This window comes from Vescimonas fastidiosa (genome assembly GCF_018326305.1).
Classification (GTDB): domain Bacteria; phylum Bacillota; class Clostridia; order Oscillospirales; family Oscillospiraceae; genus Vescimonas; species Vescimonas fastidiosa.
The window spans coordinates 300,206-320,994 of sequence record NZ_AP023415.1; the positions used below are offsets into that span (position 1 = coordinate 300,206).

Sequence of the window (20,789 nt, forward strand, 5' to 3'; positions counted from 1 at the left end):
TCGGATGTATGGAACATTGAAAAAAATCTTTGCTTTTGCAGGCAGCAAAAAGGGGCTTCTAAAAAAATCCCTGTTATTCTCATTCCTGTCCGGGCTGTTTTCAGCCATGCAGTTTGCCGCCCTCTTTGTAGTGATCGGCGCGCTGGTATCTGACAACCGGGACGGAAAGTTTATCTGGCTTTCGCTGGGGATTATGGCCGTTTCCCTCATTGGGCGTATTATTACGACCTATTTCTCCACGATGGAGCAAACGGAAACCGGCTATTGCATGGTGGCGGAAAAGCGTATCCACATCGGAGATCGGCTGCGCTACATCCCGATGGGCTACTTCAACAAGAATAGTATCGGGAACATTACCGCCATTGTCACAACAACTTTGGGCGATGTAGAGAACTCAGCAGCCCGTGTCCTGGTGTCAGTGCTGGGCGGTTTTTTCAACTCGGTTGCCCTTGTCATCGTCCTGTTGGTATTTGACTGGCGGATCGGTCTTGTGGCCGTTGCTGGTGTCCTGATTTACCTTGCGGCGGCGGAACTGGCGCTTCGCAAATCTGCCGCGCTCAGCGGGGTACGCCAGCACACACAGGAGTCCCTTGTGGAGTCTGTGTTGGAGTACATTCAGGGGATGGGGATTGTCAAAGCATTTGGACTGGAACGGGACAGCACGCAGTCTATCGGCAGTGCAATTAAGGCGAGCTGCCGAGATAACCTGAAATTGACAAAGGCCAGCGTTCCCTATGACGCCATCAAACAGGCCGTTGTCCGGGTGTTTAGCGTCCTGTTGCTTTTGGCCTCGGTCTGGTTCTGGCTGGACGGCTCCCTGTCGCTGGCCTACGGCTTGATTTTGGTGATTGCTTCTTTCATGGTGTTCAACGATTTGGAGAACGCCGGGAATATGGCCTCTCTGCTACAAATGCTGGCGGCCTCGATGGATACGGCAAACTCCATTGATGACACGCCGGTGATGGACGAGAAAGGCGCTGACATTACGCCGAAGTCCAGCGAGATCGTGTTTGACAAGGTGGATTTTTCCTACGCAGACCGCAAGATATTAGATCAGGTCAGCTTTACCATTCCCGAAAAAACGACTACGGCCATTGTCGGCCCTTCCGGGGCAGGAAAGACAACGATGTGCAACCTGATTGCCCGTTTTTGGGATGTGAATGCCGGGAAGATTACCATAGGCGGTACGGATGTACGGGATTTTAAGCTGGACAGCCTGATGAAGAATATCTCGATGGTGTTCCAGAGCGTATACCTCTTTGCAGATACGATTGAGAACAATATCAAGTTTGGCTGCCCGGACGCCACCCATGAGCAGGTGGTTGAGGCGGCGAAGAAGGCTTGCTGCCATGACTTTATTTCTGCCCTGCCGGATGGCTATGACACTGTGATTGGCGAGGGCGGCGGCACTCTGTCTGGCGGCGAGAAACAGCGGATTTCCATCGCCCGCGCCATACTGAAGGACGCACCCATCATCATTTTGGACGAGGCGACAAGCAGTGTTGACCCGGAAAATGAGGATGAATTGCAGCGGGCTATTGAGGCGCTGACCCATGACAAGACTATCATCATGATTGCCCACCGGCTGAAAACCGTCCGCAACGCCGATCAGATCCTTGTACTGGACAACGCTCATATCGTCCAGCGCGGCACTCATGCGGAGCTGATCCAGCAGAAGGGCCTGTATGCCGACTTTGTATCGGCCAGACAGGAGGCCATCGGCTGGAAGTTGGCTCAGTAAAGGAGGTTCAGATGAAACTTCATGCGTCCGGGGAGGACTACCTGGAAACCATCCTTGTTCTCCAAAAGAAACTCGGTATGGTGCGCTCCGTGGATGTCGCCCGGCACTTGGAGGTCACAAAGCCCAGCGTGTGCCATGCGGTGGCGACCCTGCGTGAAGGTGGCTTCCTGACAATGGACAGCGGCTATTTCCTTCACCTGACCGATGTGGGCCGTGAAGTGGCGGAGCAGATCTACGAAAAGCACCGCTTCTTTACCGACCGGCTGATCGAGGCTGGCGTAGACCCGGTAACGGCGGAAAAGGACGCCTGCCGGATGGAGCATATCATCAGCCAGGAGTCCTTCGAGCATCTGAAAAATGCTTACAAAACAAAAAAAGAATAAACTGCCCGCATAGCAAACGGGTGAAACAGTAACGCGGCCGGGCACATCGAACCCGACCGCGTTACTCGTCTTTCTGGAAGGCTTCCGCCTGTTTGCAGAGCGCGATAAATTTTTCGATCTCTGCTTCGCTTTTCCCGGCAAAGAAGTCCACGACTGTTTTCGAGACTGTCTGATTTACCATTTCCGGGAAAATGGCGGCGTCTACGCTGATATTCAGTTCTTTGGCGACAAGGACCACCGTTTCAAATTTCGGATTACTCTGGCAGGTCTCCAAATCTATGATCGTGCGGGGGTTCATACCGAGGCGTTCAGCTAACTGCTTCTGCGTCAGATGCTGGCGCTTCCGTTCTGACCGCACCTTCCATGCAAATAGATCCAGCGGATTGTTCACTACACATCACCTCTACATCATTGTAGGGTGTGCTTCCGCTCATATAAATAACCATACAGCTCATGCAAAGTGAGTTATAACTCATATTTCGGAGTAAAGGGGGATATGGATGAGAGCGCCAACACAAAGGAGGTCAAAATAAGGCGGGGTTTACCGTTTGTACGGCGGATGCCCATGCCACTACGAAAAATATTCCAATAACGCAGCCGCGAGCCATGCTCATGAAAGTGAGTTATGGCTCGCTTTTTATATACTGTGGCTCATATCTCACAAAACCCGTTTCTTTGAGCGCCTGGGCGTGGGCTGCCGCTCCCCGCCCCGTTTCGTTCCGGCCTGTCAACCCGAACGAAACGAAAGGAGCCAATTATGAGCGGCAAAAAATTTTTTCAGATAGATCCCGAAAACCGGCCAAACCAGACCACTCGTGAACGAGTAGTGAGCGAAAGGGGAAGAAAAGAACTGCCTCCCGGCACGAAGGGAGGTGAGAACTTGAAACCTGACCGCCACTACGAGCACAAGCAGTACGCCTTTGATAGCTACTGCAAGAAGGTGCTGAAATGCGAGGCGTGCAACGGCTATCGCCAGATCAGCCGGCACCAGAAGCGTTTCACATCTTTGGAAGAACTGTCCGAGGCAGAAATGGCCCAGCTTGCGGTATATGACCGCTACCCGTGGGAATACACGACCTTCCCTGTGGGAGGGGGCGTGATTCTGATCGAGGATGACGGGCTGGCCGAGGCGCTTCTGGGGCTGTCCCAGGAGGACCGGGAAATCTTTATGATGCACTGGTTCCTGCGGATGACCGACGCACAGATCGCCAGGTACATAAACATGCCCCGCCGGACGGTCAATACCCGCAGGCATAAAGCCTATCGGCTGCTGACAGAGCTGATGGGAGGTGAAGCGGATGACTAAATCTGCGTGCACGCGGGCATCGCTGATCCCTTACCCGGTGATTGCCGCCGCTGTCGGAGGCGACCCCGAAGCGGTGAACCGGGTAGTCCGGCATTACTCCGGCTACATTGCCGCGCTGTCTACACGGACGAGCTATGGCCCTGACGGCTATCCCCGTCCCCAGGTGGACGAAGATCTGCGCGGTCGGCTGGAAGCAAAGCTGATTATTTCCATTCTGGATTTTGACCTGAGCTGATCCAGGACCGGGCGCTGCGTGTTCCCCTTTCCACGCGGCGTCCCGTTATAGCTCCTTGACAAAGAAAGCCCGTTGGGAGGCCAACGCCGCAGTATAAGGCAAACGGATACATTCCTGTTTGTGCCGAGCCATACGGCCGGTGCGCCATGACCTCGTTTCAAGTCCGCAGGACGGGACCACTGTAACGGGCGAGCGAACAACGCCAGACCGCAAAGCAAGCGTGGCAGCTTGTGGGCGATGACACACGGGCAGGGTTAAAGATACTCGCGCATTGAACGCCCACAAAGCATTGTGCGCCGCACCCATCAGCATGGGCCGGGGTGAAACTCCCGTGGAGCTGTGCCAACAGCCGTCCGTAAGCCTACTTTTCTTTTTTGAAAGTTTATGGATAGATCGTAAACTTTTCAATTAGCAGCAGACAAACACGGAGCAGCACGGTAAAATGATGGTGGAAGTTATATTACCCACACATATTCGTGCTGTTCCTTTTCATAACTGAAAGGGGGTTCTCATGTCTCAAACATGGAACGGCACGAAGAAAGAAACCCCTGAAAGAAGGACATATACGGTTGACGATATTGCTCAAATTCTGGGCATCGGAAGAACTTCCGCATATATCCTTGTAAAAGAAGGGCACTTCAAAATCGTGCGAATTGGTAACGCCATACGCATTTCCAAGCGGTCATTTGACGAGTGGCTTGACTCCCTCGACCTGTGATCCAAGAAAGGAAGAACGATATGGCATCTATAATCAAGCGAAAGAAAAACTATTCCGTTGTTTACAACTATGTGGACGAAAACGGAGAAACCAAACAGAAGTGGGAAACCTGGCATACCCACAAAGAGGCCTTAAAGCGCAAGGCGGAAATCGAAAATCAGCAGCACACGGGAACTTTTCTCCCGCCAAGCAATCAGACGATCACCGAGTTCCTTTATGACTTCGTATCTCTTTACGGGGAAAAGAAATGGGGCGTGTCTATGTATGACGGCCAAACGGCACTGATTGCGAACTATATCAATCCAATCATCGGTGATATGGAGGTACAGGCGGTTACTCCCCGTGCGGTTGACGGTTATATCCAGACCTTGCAGAAAACCAAGTCGGTGTCTACCAAGACCCGAAAGGCCGTTACCACCTATGTCAGCGACAAGACCATTGAAAAGATCATCAAGCTCCTGCGGTGTGCGTTTAAGCAGGCGGTACGATGGGAAATCATTGCAAGAAATCCCTTTGACAATGTGATCCTCCCGAAAACGGAGTATGCGAAACGGGATATCTGGACAGCGGATATGATCCGTCTTGCTCTGGACAAATGCACGGACAGCAAGCTCTATGTGGCAATGAACCTTTCCTTTGCCTGCTCTCTGCGTATGGGTGAAATCCTGGGGCTGACCTGGGAGAACGTCCATATTTCCGATGAAGATATTGCGGCGGATAATGCCTATGTCTACATCGACAAGGAGCTGACGAGGGCATCCAAACGGGCGATTGAAACGCTGGGTGAGAAGGATATCTATTACATCTTCACTCCGCTCATGCCGAACACCAGCACAAGAATTGTTCTAAAAAAGCCGAAAACCGATTCCAGCATCCGTAAGGTGTGGCTACCGAAAACGCTGGCCTACATTCTGCGGGAATGGAAGAAGTCCCAGGACGAGCTGAAAGGTTTCCTGGGCGACGAGTATCAGGACTTCGATCTGGTGGTGGCACTTCCCAATGGACGGCCCTGCGAGGATCGTATCATCCTCAAAGAATTTGCAAAGCTCCGTGAGGACGCAGGGCTACCGAAGGTGGTCTTTCATTCTCTCCGTCATTCCAGTACCACCTACAAACTGAAACTGAACCACGGCGATCTGAAAGCCACCCAGGGCGATACGGGCCATGCCGAGATCGACATGATAACCAGTATCTATGCTCACATTCTGGACGAGGATAGAAAGGTCAATGCTCAGAAATTCGAGACAGCCTTCTATGCCAAGCCTGATCTTCGCAATGTCCGTCCGCCGGAGGAACCGGCAAAATCGGAGCCTGCGACCCTGGACCTTGAAAGCCTTGTGGAGCAGCTTCAGAAGTCGCCGGAACTGGCAAGTGCGCTCGCAGCCCTGATAGCGGCGCAAGCCCCGGCAAAGTGATCCGAAAAATCGAATTAGCAAAATGCAGAATTTTCTTAGCAAATTTCTGAAAAGCGTTCGAGTCCAATTAGCAAATATACATCATGCGGCGCATAAAAATCTCCCGGTAACGGAAGTGAAATTACCGGGAGAAGGAGGAAGAAAAAAACGCTGCAAACCCCGAAAAAGGCTTGCAGCGGTGCTTTCTGGCGTCCCAGAGAGGATTTGAACCTCCGACCTCACGCTTAGGAGGCGTGTGCTCTATCCAACTGAGCTACTGAGACATTTATAAGTTTTATGCAATTTTCAAGGCTCGAAGGAATCGAACCATCTGCCGCTTAGGAGGCGTGTGCTCTATCCAACTGAGCTACTGAGACATTTATAAGTTTTATGCAATTTTTACTGCTCGAAGGAATCGAACAATCTGCCGCTTAGGAGGCGGACCCTCTATCCTGGTGAGGTACGGAGGCATTTATGAAACTTTAGCATTTTGCGAACAGACAGATAATCGCTTCTTGCCAAAAGGCGATGGCCGAAACATATCTTAGGAGGGGCTCTATCCGGCTGAGCTACTAAGATAAATTTCAACTTCTTTATTTTACACGCCGGGGGGAGAAATGTCAATGGATACCGCGAAAAAATGCGAAAAGCTCTTGCATTCTTCCTTATAAGAGCATATAATACAAAGGTTAGTGCGGGAAAAGCACAAAGATACAGAATCCAGCCATGAGAAAGGGGCTTTTACCATTGCAGAACGAAAAATTGAGAAATGTTGCCATTATTGCCCATGTTGACCACGGCAAGACCACCCTGGTGGACGAAATGCTCAAGCAGGGCGGTGTATATCGGGAGAATCAGGAGACTGTAGACCGGGTCATGGACTCCAACGACCTGGAGCGGGAGCGCGGCATTACCATCTTGGCCAAAAACACCGCCATTCGCTACGGCGACACGAAAATCAATATTGTAGACACCCCGGGCCACGCCGATTTCGGCGGCGAGGTAGAGCGTATTTTGAAGATGGTTAACGGCGTTATCCTGCTGGTGGACGCCGCTGAGGGGCCCATGCCCCAGACCCGCTTCGTCCTCAACCGTGCCCTGGAGCTGGGCCACCGGGTTATCGTGGTGGTAAACAAGATCGATCGGCCCGACCAGCGCATCCACGAGGTGGTGGACGAGGTGCTGGAGCTGCTGCTGGATCTGGACGCCACCGACGAGCAGTTGGATTCCCCGATGCTGTTCTGCTCTGCCCGACAGGGCATTGCGTCCTATTCCCCCGATGTGCCCGGCACAGATCTGAAACCGCTGTTTGACACCATTATTGATTATATCCCCGCGCCGGAGGCGGATGTGGATGAGCCGTTCCAGATGCTGGTGTCCGCCATTGATTACAACGAGTTCGTGGGCCGTATTGCCATCGGGCGCATTGAGCGGGGGACCCTGAAGCAGAATCAGGAGATCGCCGTGTGCAACTACCACGACCCCGATGCGCCGGCCAAGAAGGCCAAGGCCGTGAGCCTGTATGAGTTTGAGGGCCTGGGCAAGAAGCCGGTCACGGAATCCACCGCAGGCAACATCGTTGCCCTCAGCGGTATCGGTGATATTACCATCGGCGACACCATCTGCGATCCCGGTGCTGTGGAGCCGCTGCCCTTTGTGAAGATCTCAGCCCCCACGATGGAGATGACCTTCTCCATCAACGACTCACCCTTTGCGGGCCGGGAGGGAAAATTTGTCACCTCCCGTCAGCTGCGAGAGCGGCTGTTCCGGGAGACGCTGAAGGATGTTTCTCTGCGGGTATCTGAGATTCCCGGGGCAATGGACGCCTTTAATGTGGCGGGCCGGGGCGAAATGAGCCTGTCTATCCTCATTGAGACCATGCGCCGGGAAGGGTATGAGTTCCAGGTATCACCTCCCCGGGTGCTGTATGAGACCATCGACGGCAAGAAGTGCGAGCCCATCGAGCGCCTGGTGGTGGATGTGCCCGGCGAGTCTGTGGGCGCGGTTATCGAGAAGATCGGCGCCCGGAAGGGCGACCTGGTGGAGATGACCCCTGTGGGAAACCGCATGAAGGTGGAGTTCCTGGTTCCGGCCCGGGGCCTGTTCGGCTACCGCAACGAGTTCCTTACCGATACCCGGGGCGAGGGCATCATGGCCAGCGTATTTGACAGCTACGCCCCCTATAAGGGTGAGATGAACCGCCGGAATACCGGGTCCCTTATATCCTTTGAGACGGGTGAGTCCATCACCTACGGGCTCTTTAACGCCCAGGAGCGGGGTACGCTCTTTATCGGCCCGGGCGTGAAGGTGTACGAGGGTATGGTGGTAGGCGTGTCTCCCAAGCAGGAGGACATCACCGTAAATGTCTGCAAGAAAAAGCAGCAGACCAACACCCGTGCCTCCGGCTCCGATGATGCGCTGCGTCTGGTGCCGCCTCGGAAGATGAGTCTGGAGCAGTGCCTGGAATTTCTGGCGGATGATGAGCTGCTGGAGGTCACGCCGGACAATCTGCGTATCCGCAAGACCATCCTCAACCACGAGAAGCGCATGAAGGCCGCCCATGGCGGCAAGAAAAAGTAAAAAAAACCCGGGCCGGCAGGTAAGCAACCTGCCGGCCCGGGTTTTTTTAGCTTTATGAGATTTTCGCATCTGGCATTTCACGCGTTTTTTGCCCCTGAATGCGGCAGGTGTTCGCTCTGATCAGAACTTCAGGTTGACCCGTACGTCGTCCAGAGCAGGTGCCTTGGCGATCAGACCCTGCTGGAGCATCCAGTCGATATTCTCCTGCCAGCACGCGTCGGACTGGGACAGGAAGGCGGCGCTGTCGGTCTCCATCATGGGCAGCAGCACGCCCATGCTCTTGCGCTCCACCGTCTCAGACAGGGGGAAGTTCTCCTCGTTCTGGTTGGCCAGCAGGGTCTTCAGCGCCCCTTCCGGGTCGGCCTTCATGTCGGCAAAGCCCTTGGCGGATGCCCGCAGGAAGGCGCTGAGGGTCTCGCTGTCGCTGGCAATGGCATCGTCATTGGCCAGGAACACACCCTCATAATAGGTGGGCACGCCGTAGGAGTCCAGGGCGAACCAGTTCACCTCAAAGCCCTCCTCCTCCATCTGGGGCACTTCGTGGTTCACCAGACAGCCGATGGTGGCATCCACGTTGCCAGTGGTCATGGAACTCATCAGGTCAAAGCCCACGTCCACCATGGTCACGTCGCTGTAATCCGCGCCCACATACTGCATGATGCTGCGGATCAGCGCCTCTGAAAGCTCCGTGCCGGCATAGCCGATGGTCTTGCCCACCAGGTCCTTGGCGCTGGTGATGTTCTTATCCTTCAGGGACAGCACGATGTTCAGCGGCCCCTGCACCACAGCGCCGATGGATTTCACCGGCACATTCTGCTCCGCCCGGGCCTGGATGACATCCTGCTGGTAGTACAGGCCGATATCTGCCTGTCCGGCGGCCACCAGGGAGATGGCGTCATTGGCGTTGGAGGGGAAACGGATGTTGACCTTCAGCCCCTCGTCGGCATAGTAGCCCTTCTCTATAGCCACATACAAAAAGGAGTGCAAAGCATTGGGATACCAGTCCAGCACTACGTCCAGCTCCTTCAGGTTTTTAGAGCTGCCGCTGTCATTTTTCTTAGCGCCGCAGCCGCAGAGCAGCAGCATGGCGCAGGCCAGCAGTGCACAAAAAAAACGCTTGCAATATTTCATTTTTATAACCTCTCTTATCATTCGGTTGTTCAGGATTCGCCCCGCCAGCGAACCAGCTTTTTCTCCAGCAGCGACACCAGCGCTACCGCCAGCATAGCCACCACCGACAGCAGTACGATGGGCGCAAAAACCCCCGCGCCGTCCAGCTGGGTCATCATGCGGCGGGAGAAATAGCCAAGGCCGCTCTGGGCCCCCAGCCACTCGCCGATGGCCGCGCCGATGATGCTCATGGGGATGGCCATTTTGATCGCGGAGAAGAAGTAGGGCAGCGTGCAGGGCACCTTGATCTTGAAGAAAATGTCCCGCTTGGTCGCGCCGTAGGTCAGCAGCAGCTCCGTCATCTCCACCCTGGCGGACTGCAGCCCGTCGTATACCGTGATGGTAATGGGGAAAAAGGTGATGAGTACCGTCACCAGCACCTTGCTCCAGATGCCGTAGCCGAACCACAGCACAAACAGCGGCGCAATGGCCGTGGTGGGGATCGTCTGGGAGGCCACCACCACCGGATAGATCGCCTTACGGAAAACCGTGCTGGCGTCCATCAGGATGGCAAGACCCAGGCCCAGCACCAGGGAAATGGCAAGGCCCACAAAGGTCACCAGCATGGTGGCCGGCAGATGTACGGTAAACAGCACCGCCCGCAGCGCCCAAAGCTTTTGCAGGATCTGGATAGGTGTGGGCAGGATGTAGGCCGCGTTCACCTCCATTGCCCCCAGCTGCCACAGTATCAGCAGCGCAAACAGGAAAATCAGGGCCGGCAGATTGCCCCTGCAGGCTTTTTTCATACCGTCACCTGCTTTCTCAGCATGTCCACCAGCTGTTCCCGCAGGGCCACGATCTCCGGCCGGGTCAGATCCTGCCGTGTGCGCGGATAGTCCATGGGGACCGGGATCTCCCGCAGGGTGTGGATGGGTGTTTTGTCCACCACCAATACGCTGGAGGACAGGAATACCGCCTCCTCCACGTCGTGGGTGATAAACAGGATGGTCTTCTTGTGGCGCTGCCACTGATCCAGCAGCCACTCCTGCATGGAGATGCGCGTCAGAAAATCCAGAGCCGAAAACGGCTCGTCCAGCAGCAGCAGGTCGCTGCCGGCCAGCATGGTCCGGGCAAAGGCCGCCCGCTGCCGCATTCCGCCGGAAAGCTCGTCCGGCCGCTTGTCCCGGCAGCCGGCCAGCCCCACATCCGCCAGGGCCGCATCGATCAGCCCCAGCCGCTCCGCCTTTGTGCCCCGCCGCTGGATCTCCAGCGGCAGCGCCAGGTTTTCCCCGATGGTCCGCCAGGGAAACAGCATGTCCTTCTGGGGCATATAGCCGCAGTAGTGCTTTTGCCCGGAAACGGGCTTGCCAAGGACGGATATGGTGCCGGATTTCGGCTGCAGCAGGCCGTTGGTCATGCGGAAAATAGTGCTCTTTCCGCAGCCGCTGATACCGATAATGCAGTGAAAGGACCCCGGCTCCACGGAAAAGGAGAGCCGGTCAATGATGTCAAAGTCCTCACCGGGATACTGAAAGGACACCTGGTCAAAGCGCAGAATACTCATGTGCGTATTTCCCAAGCCATATCCCAGAAGCCCAGCTCATAGCGGCTGCAGTTGACGAAAATATCCGTCAGGTAAGCCAGCTGCTCCTCCGTGGCACCGGCTGCCAGGGAGTCCATCAGCTCTATCAGCGCCCGGTTGGTGGCGGCGTATTCTTCGGAGGCATAGCCCCGGATCCATTCGCCGTAGAAGGGATGCTCCGCCGCACCGGGGATCTGGGCCAGGGCCTGTCCGATCTCGGCATAGCTCCAGGAGCAGGCCAGGATGGATGCCACGATCTCCGCAGGCCCTCTTGCCTCTGCCACGGCCAGCATGTAATGTGTATAAGAGAGGTTGTCGAGGGCAGGCTGCACGTTAAATACCTGCTCCTCAGAAATGCCAAGGCGTGCCATATAGGCCCGGTGGATTTTCATCTCACCGCCTAAAATGGCATCCACATTGGCGGAAAATGTCCGCATCAGCTCCGGGCTGCGAGCCTTGACCACCCCCAGGGCAAAGACCCGGGCATAGTCAAAAAGATAGAGATAATCCTGCAGCATATAGTGCTGGAATTTCTCCACCGGCAGCGTTCCGTCGCCGATACCGGTCACAAAGGGGTGCTTCAGGCATGCCTCCCAAATGGGGGCAGCTGCTTCACGAAGGCGGCAAGACACAGAATTCGTCATTTTACTCCGCCTCCTTCATGTATTCGCTTTTCAGATCGAAAAGATGGTTCATAGGTCCGCGTCCGCGGCCCAGATCCAACATGGCCCCCAGGGCGCCGGAAATATAGTCCTTTGCCCGGCGCACTGCTTCCTCCAGGTCCATGCCCTTGGCCAGATTGGACGCAATGGCGCTGGACAGGGTGCAGCCGGTGCCGTGGGTGTTGGGATTGTTGATGCGGCGACCCTTGAACCAGTGCCCGGTGCCGTCCTTCCAGAGAAGGTCGTTGGCGTCGTTCAGGTCGTGTCCTCCTTTGCAGAGCACAGCGCAGTGATACCGCCGGCTGATAAGCTCGGCCGCGCGCTCCATATCCTCCGGGCTGCTGATGGGCATTTCCGCCAGGATCTCCGCCTCGGGAATATTGGGCGTGGCCACCTCTGCCAGAGGCAGCAGCTCCGTTTTCAGGGCCTGTACCGCGTTCTCCTGCAGCAGGCGGGAGCCGGAGGTGGCCACCATCACGGGATCAACCACGATGTGCTGGGCCCCATACTGGCGCAACTTCTGCGCAATAACGGAGATCAGCTCCGAGGAGGACACCATACCGATCTTTACCGCATCGGGGAAAATATCGGTAAACACGGCGTCCAGCTGCGCGGATAGAAACGCGGGTGTGGAATCCAAAATGTCTGTGACGCCGGTAGTATTTTGGGCAGTCAGGGCCGTGATAGCGCTCATGGCGTATACTCCGTGAGCGGACATGGTCTTGATATCTGCCTGGATACCGGCGCCTCCGCTGGAATCGCTTCCAGCGATGGATAATGCTGTTTTCATTGCTTTGCTCCTTTCTTCTTTCAGCATTACTTTTCTATAGCGGCAGAAAGTGGTGCCCCCGATCTGCCGCTTGAAGGCCCCGGCACAGAGGCCGAGACAAACTTCCGTATAGGGTTTTACAGAATATGCAGCTGCTCTGCCCGGGCGCGCAGGTCCAGGGCAGCCTGCCTGGGGTCGGCCGCCTTCATGATAGCGGAAACCACGCAGATACCGGCAATACCGGTTCCCTGCAGCACGTCGATATTGTCCCTGTTCAGTCCGCCGATGGCGTTGACCGCAATAGGAACCGCCTTGCAAATATCCCGCAGCGTGTCCGTGGAGGTAAGAACGGTTTTCACCTTAGTGGTCGTGGGATAAATCGCCCCTACGCCCAGATAATCCGCCCCTTGCTCATAGGCTTCCAGCGCCTGAGGCACGGTCTTCGCCGTAGCGCCGACGATTTTATCCGGCCCCAGGATTCTCCTGGCAATGGCAATAGGCAGATCGCTTTGCCCCAGATGCACGCCCTCGGCGTCGATGGCCATGGCCACATCCAGCCGGTCGTCAATAAGCAGCGGAACACCGTATGGCAGTGCAAGCGCATGCACCTTTTCCGCCAAAGACATATACTCCCGGGTGGTTCTGTTCTTTTCCCGGATCTGCAGCAGGGTCACACCCCCCTGCAGGGCTGCCTGGGTTCTGCGCAGGAATTCCTCCTCGCTGAACCCTGTGCTGTCGGTGATAAAATACAGACTGGTATCAAGCTTCTTCATTTCTGATCTCCTCCCGATCCATATATCGTTCTATCTCCGCCTTTCCCACCGTGGAGAGCTTATCCATCAGATTCACCTGAAAGCTGCCGCTGCCGCGGTCCGTTTCCGCCAGCTGCCCGCAGATGCCCAGCACCACGCAGGCGGTGACGGCGGCGTCCATATCCGGCTGCACCGAGAGATAGGCCGCTGTCAGCGCCCCCAGCATGCAGCCCGTTCCGGTGATCCCGGAGAGCTGTGGGTTGCCGTTTTTCACGTGGACAAGGCGTTTGCCGTCGGTGATAATGTCCACCCTCCCACTGGCAAGGATCACTGTGTGGTACGCCCTTGCCAGCTCCATGGCCGTGCGATCCAGGGTCTGTACGTCCAGCGCCGCGTCCGCGTCCACCCCGGAGGAGCAGTAGTTCTCCCGGTACAGGGCATGGATTTCGGAGTAATTGCCCTTAATGACGGCAGGTGTCGCCTCTTGCAGCAGCTTGCGGATATACCCCCGGCGCAGCCTTGAGCAGGCAACGCCCACCGCATCCAGAAGAACGGGGATGTGCCTGTTCTGGGCCGTCCGGGCGGACAGGCGCATAGATTCCATACGCGCATCCGTTATGTTTCCCAGATTCAGCATCAGGGCCCGGGCGGTGGCGGTGATCTCCTCCACCTCGGCCGGATGCTCCGCCATAATAGGGCGGGCGCCCACGGCAAGGACGGCGTTGGCGCACTGGTTGATGGAGATGGGGTTCGTAATGCAATGGATCAGGGGGCTGTATTCCCTGACTCTTTGGCAAATATCAGCAATGGGCTGCATCCTTTGTTTTCACCTTCTTGATGACATAGTAAATGATTGCCGCGGCAACGCAAACGCCCGGCGCTGCATAGGCCAGAATGTTCCAGATAGAGCCGGTGAGCTTGAAGATGTTCGAGGCGATCTTGATGACCACGAACAGGATCGCGCCGAAGGCGGCGATGGTCAGCGAGTCGGAGAGCACCGTGCTCTTGTCGGTGTAGCTTGTGGAGTTCAGCTTCAGCTGGAGCTTGGTGAGCATCCCGTTGGATGCGATCTTACGCAGAAATACATAGGCGATGCTGCCGCCGATGAGGGTGCCGCAGATAAAGGAGGGCACGTAGAACATCCAGCTCAGCCCGTCTCTGCCCCACAGGTAGCTCATCACCGGGTAGGATACAATGGCGCCGATGATGCCGGTGCCGATGACTTCGCCCACAACGGCGCAGATGATCTTACCCTTGGACATACGGTAAAACACGCCGGACAGGAATGCCCCGAACACGGCACCTGTCAGGGCCAGGGGTGGGATCCCCATGGTCGCCATGCGGATAATGCCGATAAGGGTGGCGCAGAGCAGGGAATACCACGGCCCCATAAACACGGAGCAGACGATATTGATGAAATGTGCCATGGGGCACATTCCCTCCACCCGGAGGATGGGCGAGATGACAACACCCAGAGCAACGAGCATGGACAGTACGGTCAGCTTCAGAATACCATTTGAGTTTTTCACTTGTAGTGCCTCTTTTCATATTTTTATACGAAGCGATGGCTTCGTTCGGTCGAGAATCCATTTTCTCCTCTCACCCCGAAACACGGGTTCCCTTCGCAAAAATACAAGATACAAGGCGCTCCCCTTCTATCCGCCCGAAACCACTCGGGATAGGTCTCGTCACATCCTTTCTCAAAATATAAAACGGAAGCTGCCCGGTTTGGGTAACTTCCGCGAAAGAATATACAGGTATCCCTACGTTGGCATTATCCAAATCAGGTTATCGGTCGAAGGTTTTGCCTTCCTCTCAGCCTGTAACACAAGCTCCCGTCTAAAATGTGGTGTCATTATACACCTGTCGTCAGCCGATTGCAAGTGCTATTCGGCAAAATATTTGCATTCCATTGTTGTTAAGACTGTCCTGCATCGTGGCGCGAGCTTTTTTGCCCCGATCATTGACGAGGGAGGAAAATCATAGTACAATACAGAAAAATCAACGTAGGGGGAGAAAAATGACACTGAATGAGATGAAAATCGGCAGCACGGCGGTGATTCGCCAGGTGGGTGGTGAGGGGCCCCTGCGGTGCCGCCTTTTAGACATGGGGCTCATACCGGGCACGAAGGTCACGCTGCAAAAAGTGGCGCCCATGGGCGACCCTATTGAGATTCGCGTACGGGGCTATGAGCTGACGCTGCGTGTGGAGGACGGACAGAAGATTCAGGTGGAGGAGGTAAAGGCATGATCTTTGCGTTGGCAGGCAATCAGAATTGCGGCAAGACCACGCTCTTTAACGCTCTTACCGGCTCTAACCAGCATGTGGGCAATTTCCCCGGTGTAACGGTGGATCAGAAGATAGGGGAGATCAAGGACGGCAAGAGCGGCTCGGTGGTAGATCTGCCGGGCATCTACTCTCTGCGCCCCTACACCCAAGAGGAGATCGTGACCCGGGATTTCATTCTCAAGGGAAAGCCCGATGGGATCATCAACATCGTAGATGCCACCAATATTGAGCGGAATCTCTACCTGACACTGCAGCTGCTGGAGCTGCGGGTGCCCATGGTGCTGGCCCTGAATATGATGGATGAGGTGCGCGCTAACGGCGGGACCATAGATGTGCAGGAGCTGAGCCGCTGCCTGGGCATTCCGGTGGTCCCCATCAGTGCGGTGAAGGGGGAGGGCGTGTCGGAGCTGCTGAATCAAGCAGTACACACCGCCCGCACAAAGACTTTGCCCAAGGTATACGACTTCTGCTCGGAGGAGTCTGCGGTGCATCGGTGTATCCACGCAGTGGTGCATATGATCCAGGACCACGCCGACAAGGCGGACATCCCGGCGAGATTTGCCACTACGAAGCTCATTGAGGGCGATGAAAACATCCTGCAGCAGCTGCAGCTGGATCAAAACGAAAAGGAGCTGCTGGAGCACTGCATTGTGCAGATGGAGAACGAGAGCGGCCTGGACCGCAACGCCGCCCTGGCGGATATGCGCTACAGCTTTATTGAAAAGGTAGTGGAAATCTGCGTGGTGAAGTGCCACGAGAGCAAGGAGCACCGCCGCTCTGTGCAAATGGACAAGGTGCTCACGGGTAAGTATACGGCCCTGCCGGTGTTTTTCGGCGTGATGTTTCTGATTTTCTACCTGACCTTCAACCTTATCGGGCAGAATCTGTCGGATTTTCTGAGTCTGGGCATTGACAAGCTGACTATGCTGGCCGATAAGGGCCTCACGGCCTATGGCATCAATCCGGTGGTGCATAGCCTCATTATAGACGGCGTTTTTGCCGGTGTAGGCAGTGTGCTTTCCTTCCTGCCCATCATTGTGACGCTGTTTTTCTTCCTGTCCATTTTGGAGGATACCGGCTACATGGCCCGGGTGGCTTTTGTCATGGACAGGCTCCTGCGGAAGATCGGACTTTCCGGGCGCAGCTTTGTGCCTATGCTCATCGGCTTCGGCTGCACGGTGCCGGCTATTATGGCCACCCGTACCGTATCCTCGGATCGAGACCGGAAAATGACCATTTTGCTGACACCGTACATGAGCTGCTCGGCAAAAATACCCATTTATGCGGTGTTTTCTGCCGCCTTTTTCCCAAATCATGCGGCCCTGGTGATGATCGGTCTGTATGTGACAGGTATCCTGCTGGGGATTCTTTTGGCGATTGTGCTGAAGGACACAGCTTTCCGTGGGCAGCCGGTTCCCTTCGTGATGGAGCTGCCCAACTACCGTATGCCCTCAGCCAAGAGCGTAGGTCTGCTGCTGTGGGAAAAGGCCCGGGACTTCCTGGAACGCGCCTTTACCGTTATTTTCCTGGCTACTATTATTATTTGGTTTCTGCAGACCTTTGACACAAAGCTCAATGTGGTCACAGACAGTGCCGATAGTCTCCTGGCCCTGGTGGGACAGTTTATCTCCGGCATATTCAGACCCCTGGGCTTTAACGACTGGCGGGTTGCCACGGCACTGATTTCGGGCTTCACGGCTAAGGAAGCGGTGGTGTCCACCCTGGCTGTGCTGCTGAATACCAGCACAGCCAACTTGGGAGCGGCCCTGGGCACCCTGTTTACACCGCTGTCGGCACTGTCTTTCCTGGTATTTACGCTGCTGTATACGCCGTGCATTGCGGCGGTGACCACCATTCGCCGGGAGCTGGGCTCCTTCTGGAAAATGCTCGGCGTGGTGGTGCTGCAGTGCTCGGTGGCATGGCTGATGGGTATGCTGGTGTATCAGATCGGAGGGCTGCTATGAACGCATGGGACTGGTTGCTCCTGGCCGCTGTTCTGGTGGGGGCCGGGTTTGCCCTGGCGCATTTGCTAAAGAGCAAAAAGAGCGGCTGCTGCGGAAACTGTCACTCGTGCGGCGGCTGCTGCGAAAGAAAATAACGGAACGGGCGGATGCTTCGGCGTCTGCCCGTTTTTCGTGGGGACTGGCACAGTTTTGCCCCGGGAGACATAAAATACCCAAAGGGGTGGATGCTATGCTGAATCGATTTACACAACTGCGGCGCAAGGAGGTCATCAACCTCTGCGACGGCTGCCGCCTGGGCTGCGTGGGAGATGTAGAGGTGAAGCTGCCGGAGGGAGAGGTCCGGGCGCTGATCGTGTTCGGCCCGTGCCGGTTTTTCGGCCTGTTCGGTAGGGGCGAGGACTACTACATACCCTGGGACTGCGTGCAGAAATTCGGGGATGATATCATTCTCATTGACAAACCGTTCCGCCGTCCGGAGGGGCCGGGGGACCGAAAGCGCCGCCGGTGGGGATAAGGCGGAAAAAACCGCAGAAAATATAGAAAATCAAGAAAAACCACTTGCATTTTAGATTTGTATGTGGTATTATATTTCAGCATTCCGCACAGGTTTGGACTCTCGGTCGGTGCCGAAACGGTTGGCCGGGGGGAGGAAAAGCCTGGAGGGTAAAACTAAATTTCAAAGGAGAACGAATCAAAATGGCAAATCAGAATGTTGTTTCCATGAAGGCTCTGCTGGAGGCCGGCGTACACTTCGGTCACCAGACCCGCCGCTGGAACCCCAAGATGGCTCCCTACATCTACACCGAGCGCAACGGGATCTATATCATCGACCTGCAGAAGACCGTGAAGAAGCTGGAGGAGGCTTACAACTTCGTGCGTGAGCTCAGCGAGTCCGGCCAGAGCCTGCTGTTTGTGGGCACCAAGAAGCAGGCTCAGGAGGCCATTAAGGACGAGGCCCTGCGCTGCAATATGTACTATGTGAACGCCCGCTGGCTGGGCGGCATGATGACCAACTTCAAGACCATGCGTACCCGTGTGGACCGCCTGAACCAGCTCAAGACCATGCAGGCCGACGGCACCTTCGATATGCTGCCCAAGAAGGAAGTTATCAAGCACCTGGGCGAGATCGAGAAGCTGGAGAAGTATCTGGGCGGCGTGAAGGAAATGAAGAAGCTGCCCGGCGCTCTGTTCATTGTGGACACCCGCAAGGAGCGCAACGCCATCGCTGAGGCACACCGCCTGGGCATTCCCGTTGTGGCCATTGCCGATACCAACTGCGATCCCGATGAGATCGACTATCCCATCCCCGGCAACGATGACGCCATCCGCGCCATCAAGCTGATCTCCTCCGTCATGGCCAATGCCATGATCGAGGGCCGTCAGGGCGAGCAGACCGAAGAGGCTGCCGCTCCCGCCGAGGAAGCCGCCGAATAAGCTGATTCCTTTTACCGCTGAACCAACGGGGCAGGGCGTGTCCCTGCCCCTTATTTTATGAATCATTGAACTGGAGGATATAAAAATGGCTTTTACTGCTGCTGATGTTAAGAACCTGCGTGAAATGACCGGCGTGGGCATGATGGACTGCAAGAAGGCTCTGGTGGAGACTGACGGCGATATGGACAAGGCCGTAGAGTACCTGCGCGAGAAGGGCCTGGCCAAGGCCGCTAAGAAGGCCGGCCGCATCGCTGCCGAGGGCATGAGCTATGTGTGCGTGGAAAACGGCGCTGCTGCCCTGGTGGAGGTGAACTGCGAGACCGACTTCTGCGCCAAGAGCGACGCCTTCGTGGCTTTCGTGAAGGATATTGCCAAGACCGTTCTGGAGTGCAATCCCGCCGATGTGGATGCACTGATGAACTGCAAGTATGTGGGCACCGATCTGACCGTGGCCGAGACTATGCCCGAGAAGGTTATGTCCATCGGTGAGAACCTGCAGATCCGCCGCTTTGTCCGTGTGGACACCAACACCTCCGTGGGTTATGTCCATGCCGGCGGCAAGATCGGCGTGCTGGTGAATCTGGCGGTGGAGGGCGGCATCGACGCCACCGAGATCGGCAAGAATGTTGCCATGCAGATCGCGGCCCTGAATCCCCGCTTCTGGGATAAGTCCCAGGTGAGCCAGGAGGTGCTGGACGAGGAGAAGAAGGTGGCCCTGGCTCTCATGGATCAGGATCCCAAGATGGCCTCCAAGCCCGCACAGGTCAAGGAGAAGATCGTCATGGGCAAGATGAACAAGTTCTATCAGGAGAACTGCCTACTGCAGCAGGAGTTCGTCCGGGGTGACCTGTTCACCGGCTCCGTAGAGGGCTACATCGCCGACGCAGCCAAGAAGCTGGGCGGCTCCGTGAAGTTTGTGAACGCTGTGCGCTTCGCCACCGGCGAGGGCATCGAGAAGAAGCAGGAGGACTTCGCCGCTGAGGTCGCTGCCCAGATGAACATGGGCAAGTAATTCTTGCTATAATACAAATTGAAAGGACGGTTCCGAGAGGGACCGTCCTTTTTAAGACTGGCGAAAATTCCTGCGGAATTTTCTGCCAAAAGGCTTGCAGTCTGCCGCCTGCGGGCGGCAAACTCTGCGAGTTTTTCTGTTAACAAATGAATCCTGTCATTCCGAGGGAGCGAAACGACCGTGAGAGTCCGTATTCTCCCTCGAAATGACAGGTTTTTTGCGCTTTATCATAGCTTCTCCAGCTGCTCCGGGGTGTCGATGTCGATGAGCTGGGAGGAGGGGACATCCAGGAGCAGCAGATCGTCTTCATGGGCCAGGATCACCGAGCGGCCGCCGCAGTCACCGGTGAGGGCCATCAGCTCCGGAAAGAAGCGGGCAGGGAAGAGGCAGGGGTTTCCCCGACGACCGTTATGGCCCAGGCCCACGATACGGTCCGGGTGGGCGGCGGCAAAGTCCAAAAGCCGAGACACCGTCTCCTTTTGCAGCTTGGGTTGGTCCGCTACCAGAAAAAGCACCGCATCGCAGTCCTCCAGGGCCGCCAGACCAATGCGTATAGACTCGCTCTGTCCCCGCTCCGGGTGGGGATTGTGCAGGGGGGTGAAGCCGTATTTTTCCGCCGGTGCCGCCACCTGGGGGTACTGGGTCACTACCACCACCCGGTCCAGCTTATCTGCGGGAATAGTAGAAAGGGCACGGTCTATCAGCGTTTCCCCGCACCCCAGCTCCGCCGTCAGCTTGTTTCCGCCAAAGCGGTGGCCAAAGCCCGCGGCCATTAAAACACATCCGATTTTCATAGGCAACACTCCTTTTCCGTAGTATACCCAAATTTCCTCTTTCCTGTCAACGGAATGTATCAT

The 20,789-nt window shown here is 55.9% G+C and carries 22 protein-coding genes, 1 tRNA gene, 1 pseudogene and 1 riboswitch; of the genes and pseudogenes, 13 read left to right on the top strand and 11 right to left on the bottom strand.

Annotated features, from left to right (window positions below; genetic code table 11):
- The first annotated feature begins 4 nt into the window (after positions 1-4).
- Positions 5-1,741 (top strand): ABC transporter ATP-binding protein, encoded by a 1,737-nt coding sequence (locus tag KI236_RS01435; RefSeq protein ID WP_212818651.1) that lies wholly within the window; start codon positions 5-7, stop codon positions 1,739-1,741.
- An 11-nt stretch (positions 1,742-1,752) separates the two neighbouring features.
- Positions 1,753-2,124, top strand: a complete 372-nt coding sequence (locus KI236_RS01440; protein ID WP_173827649.1) for a metal-dependent transcriptional regulator — start codon at positions 1,753-1,755, stop codon at positions 2,122-2,124.
- Between the two features lie 61 nt (positions 2,125-2,185).
- On the opposite strand, the gene KI236_RS01445 is transcribed toward KI236_RS01440, so the two are convergent.
- Positions 2,186-2,515 (bottom strand): helix-turn-helix domain-containing protein, encoded by a 330-nt coding sequence (locus KI236_RS01445; protein WP_021661500.1) that lies wholly within the window; start codon positions 2,513-2,515, stop codon positions 2,186-2,188.
- A gap of 489 nt (positions 2,516-3,004) precedes the next feature.
- Between KI236_RS01445 and KI236_RS01450 the strand changes: the two genes are divergently transcribed.
- The 4 genes from KI236_RS01450 (at position 3,005) to KI236_RS01465 (ending at position 5,798) form a co-directional block, all read left to right on the top strand.
- On the top strand, positions 3,005-3,430 hold the full coding sequence (locus KI236_RS01450) for a sigma-70 family RNA polymerase sigma factor (RefSeq protein WP_228298381.1): 426 nt from the start codon (positions 3,005-3,007) through the stop codon (positions 3,428-3,430).
- Positions 3,423-3,665 (top strand): helix-turn-helix domain-containing protein, encoded by a 243-nt coding sequence (locus tag KI236_RS01455; RefSeq protein WP_008817058.1) that lies wholly within the window; start codon positions 3,423-3,425, stop codon positions 3,663-3,665. Before KI236_RS01450 ends, KI236_RS01455 begins: the two co-directional genes overlap by 8 nt.
- Positions 3,666-4,176: 511 nt before the next feature.
- The gene (locus tag KI236_RS01460; RefSeq protein ID WP_005541444.1) at positions 4,177-4,383 is read left to right on the top strand and encodes a helix-turn-helix domain-containing protein; all 207 of its coding nucleotides are present in this window, start codon (positions 4,177-4,179) and stop codon (positions 4,381-4,383) included.
- Positions 4,384-4,403: 20 nt separating this feature from the next.
- Positions 4,404-5,798, top strand: a complete 1,395-nt coding sequence (locus tag KI236_RS01465) for a site-specific integrase (protein ID WP_212818655.1) — start codon at positions 4,404-4,406, stop codon at positions 5,796-5,798.
- A gap of 186 nt (positions 5,799-5,984) precedes the next feature.
- On the opposite strand, the gene KI236_RS01470 is transcribed toward KI236_RS01465, so the two are convergent.
- A tRNA-Arg gene (locus KI236_RS01470) sits at positions 5,985-6,061 on the bottom strand.
- A 463-nt stretch (positions 6,062-6,524) separates the two neighbouring features.
- Here KI236_RS01470 and typA point away from each other — a divergent pair.
- The gene (typA, locus tag KI236_RS01475) at positions 6,525-8,357 is read left to right on the top strand and encodes a translational GTPase TypA (RefSeq protein ID WP_212818657.1); all 1,833 of its coding nucleotides are present in this window, start codon (positions 6,525-6,527) and stop codon (positions 8,355-8,357) included.
- Between the two features lie 120 nt (positions 8,358-8,477).
- Here typA and KI236_RS01480 read toward each other — a convergent pair whose 3' ends face one another.
- From KI236_RS01480 to thiW, 8 genes and pseudogenes are all read right to left on the bottom strand, one after another.
- On the bottom strand, positions 8,478-9,488 hold the full coding sequence (locus KI236_RS01480; protein ID WP_212818659.1) for an ABC transporter substrate-binding protein: 1,011 nt from the start codon (positions 9,486-9,488) through the stop codon (positions 8,478-8,480).
- Positions 9,489-9,517: 29 nt separating this feature from the next.
- The gene (locus KI236_RS01485) at positions 9,518-10,273 is read right to left on the bottom strand and encodes an ABC transporter permease (protein WP_212818662.1); all 756 of its coding nucleotides are present in this window, start codon (positions 10,271-10,273) and stop codon (positions 9,518-9,520) included.
- A complete protein-coding gene (locus KI236_RS01490) occupies positions 10,270-11,025 on the bottom strand; it encodes an ABC transporter ATP-binding protein (protein ID WP_212820575.1) in 756 nt (251 codons plus the stop codon). Before KI236_RS01490 ends, KI236_RS01485 begins: the two co-directional genes overlap by 4 nt.
- Positions 11,026-11,027: 2 nt before the next feature.
- Positions 11,028-11,693, bottom strand: a complete 666-nt coding sequence (tenA, locus tag KI236_RS01495; RefSeq protein ID WP_212818664.1) for a thiaminase II — start codon at positions 11,691-11,693, stop codon at positions 11,028-11,030.
- Position 11,694: 1 nt separating this feature from the next.
- Positions 11,695-12,501, bottom strand: coding sequence for a bifunctional hydroxymethylpyrimidine kinase/phosphomethylpyrimidine kinase (thiD, locus tag KI236_RS01500; RefSeq protein ID WP_212818666.1), 807 nt, complete (start codon positions 12,499-12,501; stop codon positions 11,695-11,697).
- Between the two features lie 116 nt (positions 12,502-12,617).
- Positions 12,618-13,253, bottom strand: a complete 636-nt coding sequence (thiE, locus tag KI236_RS01505; protein WP_212818668.1) for a thiamine phosphate synthase — start codon at positions 13,251-13,253, stop codon at positions 12,618-12,620.
- Positions 13,240-14,049: a hydroxyethylthiazole kinase gene (gene thiM, locus KI236_RS01510; RefSeq protein ID WP_212818670.1), complete on the bottom strand. Its 810-nt coding sequence runs from the start codon at positions 14,047-14,049 to the stop codon at positions 13,240-13,242. The genes thiE and thiM overlap by 14 nt, the downstream gene beginning before the upstream one ends.
- Positions 14,050-14,227: 178 nt before the next feature.
- Positions 14,228-14,761, bottom strand: a pseudogene (thiW, locus tag KI236_RS01515) (energy coupling factor transporter S component ThiW); the annotation flags it as partial.
- A gap of 214 nt (positions 14,762-14,975) precedes the next feature.
- A riboswitch (TPP riboswitch) is annotated at positions 14,976-15,078 on the bottom strand.
- A 174-nt stretch (positions 15,079-15,252) separates the two neighbouring features.
- Between thiW and KI236_RS01520 the strand changes: the two are divergent.
- From KI236_RS01520 to tsf, 6 genes are all read left to right on the top strand, one after another.
- Positions 15,253-15,483: a FeoA family protein gene (locus tag KI236_RS01520; protein ID WP_212818674.1), complete on the top strand. Its 231-nt coding sequence runs from the start codon at positions 15,253-15,255 to the stop codon at positions 15,481-15,483.
- The gene (gene feoB / locus KI236_RS01525; RefSeq protein WP_212818676.1) at positions 15,480-17,486 is read left to right on the top strand and encodes a ferrous iron transport protein B; all 2,007 of its coding nucleotides are present in this window, start codon (positions 15,480-15,482) and stop codon (positions 17,484-17,486) included. The genes KI236_RS01520 and feoB overlap by 4 nt, the downstream gene beginning before the upstream one ends.
- A complete protein-coding gene (locus tag KI236_RS01530) occupies positions 17,483-17,620 on the top strand; it encodes a FeoB-associated Cys-rich membrane protein (RefSeq protein ID WP_212818678.1) in 138 nt (45 codons plus the stop codon). The genes feoB and KI236_RS01530 overlap by 4 nt, the downstream gene beginning before the upstream one ends.
- Positions 17,621-17,715: 95 nt before the next feature.
- Complete coding sequence (locus KI236_RS01535) at positions 17,716-18,000, top strand: YlmC/YmxH family sporulation protein (protein ID WP_212818680.1); 285 nt, start codon at positions 17,716-17,718, stop codon at positions 17,998-18,000.
- A 182-nt stretch (positions 18,001-18,182) separates the two neighbouring features.
- Complete coding sequence (rpsB, locus tag KI236_RS01540) at positions 18,183-18,920, top strand: 30S ribosomal protein S2 (RefSeq protein ID WP_212818682.1); 738 nt, start codon at positions 18,183-18,185, stop codon at positions 18,918-18,920.
- Positions 18,921-19,005: 85 nt separating this feature from the next.
- On the top strand, positions 19,006-19,932 hold the full coding sequence (gene tsf, locus KI236_RS01545; RefSeq protein ID WP_212818684.1) for a translation elongation factor Ts: 927 nt from the start codon (positions 19,006-19,008) through the stop codon (positions 19,930-19,932).
- Positions 19,933-20,159: 227 nt separating this feature from the next.
- Here the strand turns inward: tsf and KI236_RS01550 are convergent, their stop codons facing one another.
- Positions 20,160-20,726 (bottom strand): nucleotidyltransferase family protein, encoded by a 567-nt coding sequence (locus KI236_RS01550; RefSeq protein WP_212818686.1) that lies wholly within the window; start codon positions 20,724-20,726, stop codon positions 20,160-20,162.
- Positions 20,727-20,789 lie beyond the last annotated feature (63 nt).